Source organism: Bradyrhizobium sp. SHOUNA76, assembly GCF_023006445.1.
In the GTDB taxonomy this organism is placed as follows: Bacteria; Pseudomonadota; Alphaproteobacteria; order Rhizobiales; family Xanthobacteraceae; genus Bradyrhizobium.
This window is the reverse complement of record NZ_JALBHA010000656.1, coordinates 1-2888: the sequence shown is the minus strand read 5'-3', so window position 1 is coordinate 2888 and position 2888 is coordinate 1. Positions and strand designations below refer to the sequence as shown.

General features: G+C 65.5%; 2 protein-coding genes and 1 pseudogene. 2 read left to right on the top strand and 1 reads right to left on the bottom strand.

Annotated features, from left to right (window positions below; translation table 11 throughout):
• Together MOV74_RS35145 and argG are read left to right on the top strand one after the other, a co-directional pair.
• Window positions 1–315, top strand: a pseudogene (locus tag MOV74_RS35145) (PAP2 family protein); the annotation flags it as partial.
• A 93-nt stretch (window positions 316–408) separates the two neighbouring features.
• Window positions 409–1746 carry an argininosuccinate synthase gene (argG, locus tag MOV74_RS35140; protein WP_246931686.1) on the top strand — a complete coding sequence of 446 codons (1338 nt, stop codon included), beginning with the start codon at window positions 409–411 and terminating at the stop codon, window positions 1744–1746.
• Window positions 1747–1868: 122 nt separating this feature from the next.
• Here the strand turns inward: argG and MOV74_RS35135 are convergent.
• A partial coding sequence (locus MOV74_RS35135) for an OmpA family protein (RefSeq protein WP_309486865.1) occupies window positions 1869–2888 on the bottom strand: 1020 nt, incomplete at its 5' end.

Here is a 2888-nt window from a genome sequence, read left to right as displayed (position 1 = left end):
TTCTGGACGCTGGCGCCGGCCGCGCTCGCCCCGCCGGCGTGGCGGCCGCTCGCCTATGCCGGAGCAATCATTTTTGGCGCCGTCACCAGCGCCCTGCGCATGGCCTTCGGCGGGCACTTTTTTACCGATGTCTCGATTGCCGGCCTCGTCACCTTCGTCGTGATCTGGTTCGCTTACGCGCTGATTTACCGCTGGCCGCGGACGCGGTTTTCCGACGAGGCCGTCGATGCCGCCCTGACCCGGCTGAACATGCCCGCCTACCGGCTCCGCCAGCGCCTGTTCGGCCGCAAGACCGGTCCCGAGCCGTCGGTTTGAGCCATTAAATGCGTGCCGATCCCTGCGAAATTTGATATTCGCGCGGTCAAGTTCGCCCCGACATCAGCCCCTTGAGACCCGATTGGAAGCGCCATGACCACGATCCTGAAAAGCCTGCCCAAGGGTGAGAAAGTCGGCATCGCTTTTTCGGGCGGCCTCGACACCTCTGCAGCGCTGCTCTGGATGAAGCAGAAGGGCGCGCGCTGCTACGCCTACACCGCCAATCTCGGCCAGCCCGATGAGGCCGACTACAACGAGATCCCGCGCAAGGCGATGGAGTTCGGCGCCGAGAAGGCCCGGCTGGTCGATTGCCGCACGCAGCTGGTCCACGAAGGCATCGCCGCGATCCAGTCGGGCGCCTTCCACATCTCGACCGGCGGCATCACCTATTTCAACACCACCCCGCTCGGCCGCGCCGTCACCGGCACCATGCTGGTCGCGGCGATGAAGGAAGACGGCGTCAACATCTGGGGCGACGGCTCGACCTTCAAGGGCAACGACATCGAGCGCTTCTATCGCTACGGCCTCCTCACCAATCCGGGCCTGAAGATCTACAAGCCCTGGCTCGACCAGCAGTTCATCGACGAGCTCGGCGGCCGCGCCGAGATGTCGGCGTTCATGACCGCGCAGGGCTTTGCCTACAAGATGAGCGCCGAGAAGGCGTATTCGACCGACAGCAATCTGCTCGGTGCCACGCACGAGGCCAAGGATCTCGAGAGCCTCGACAGCGGCATCAAGATCGTCAACCCGATCATGGGCGTGCCGTTCTGGCGCGACGACTGCGCCGTCAAGGCCGAGAAGGTCGTGGTGCGTTTCGAGGAGGGACAGCCGGTTGCGCTCAACGGCCAGACCTTCCCCGATCCTGTCGCGCTGTTCCTGGAAGCCAATGCGATCGGCGGCCGCCACGGCCTCGGCATGAGCGACCAGATCGAGAACCGCATCATCGAGGCCAAGAGCCGCGGCATCTATGAAGCGCCCGGCATGGCGCTCTTGCACATCGCCTATGAGCGCCTCGTCACCGGCATCCACAACGAGGACACGATCGAGCAGTACCGCATCAGCGGCATGCGCCTCGGCCGCCTGCTCTATCAGGGTCGCTGGTTCGACTCGCAGGCCCTGATGCTGCGCGAGACCGCGCAGCGCTGGGTCGCGCGCGCCGTCACCGGCGAGGTGACGCTCGAGCTGCGCCGCGGCAACGATTATTCGATCCTCAACACCGAGAGCCCGAACCTCACCTATGCGCCCGAGCGGCTCAGCATGGAGAAGGTCGAGGACGCCGCGTTCTCGCCGGCCGACCGTATCGGCCAGCTCACCATGCGCAATCTCGACATCGCCGACACCCGCACCAAGCTGAAGCTCTACAGCGACACCGGCCTGCTCTCGGGCAGCGAAGGCTCGCAGATCTTCCGACTGGAGAGCGACAAGGGCTAATCCACCACGCTTCCGCGTTTCCCGAACGAAGCTGGTGGGTTACGCCTTCGGCTAACCAACCCTACAAGAGAAAACAAAAATGGCCGGGATCGCTCCCGGCCATTTTGCATTTGTGTGTGCCGTTACCGCGGCGGCGCGGTGCCGGGCGGGGGCGGCGGCAGCGAGGCCTGGCCGCCGTTGAGCAGCGGCGTGATGTTGCGGATGGTCACGCGACGGTTGATCGCGCTCGGCCCCTGCGTCTGCTCCTTCAGGTACTGCTCGCCGTAGCCCTGCGACGTCAGGTTTTCGGCGGGCACACCGAACTGCTGCGTCAGCAGTTCGGCCGCGGATTGCGCACGACGGTCCGACAGCGACAGATTGTCGACCTCGTTGCCGACCGCGTCGGTGTGTCCCTCGATCAGGAACACCTCGCGCGGATTGCGCTGGATCGCTTGGTTGAGGCCGTCGGCGATCACCTGCAGCCGGGCCGCCTGGTCCGGCGGGATGGTCCACGATCCCGTCTCGAAGATGATCGTGTTGACGTCGATGCTCGGCATCTGCATGCGAACATTCGGGCTGTAGCGGATCTCGTCGAGCGAGTAGCGCCGATCGATTCGCTGCACCGGCGGTGCAACCATCGTCTGGTAGATCACGTCCGGCGATGCTTCCTGGGCGTCGACGATGTAGCGATCATAGGGAATGTTCACGACCGGCGGCGGCACGTCGACATAGAACCCGCCGACCGCGCGCGGATCGCGGTAGGTGTTGTCGATGATGATGATCTCGCGCCCACGGGGATCCCGGCGGATACGCCGCATCATCCGACCATCGGCGCCGACCACGGTGATGATCTCGCTGCCATCGGGACGCACCACGACGGTACGGGTTTCGCCGCCGACGGTGTCGGTGCGGATGTCGCGAGCGCCATAACGGAAGCGATAGAGATCGTTGCCGCGGACGTAGGCCTGCCCGCCCGGATCGCGGATGATGATGCGGTCCGGCTCGGTATACACGGTCCGCCCGCCCTCGATGGTCTCGCGGCGCTGGTTGTGAAGGTCGGCGATGGTGGCGCCGATCACGGCACCGGCCACCACGCCCGCACCGATTGCAAGCGGCGTCAGGTCACGTTGCGGCGGACGCGGCGCCGGGGGCAAGGGTGCGAC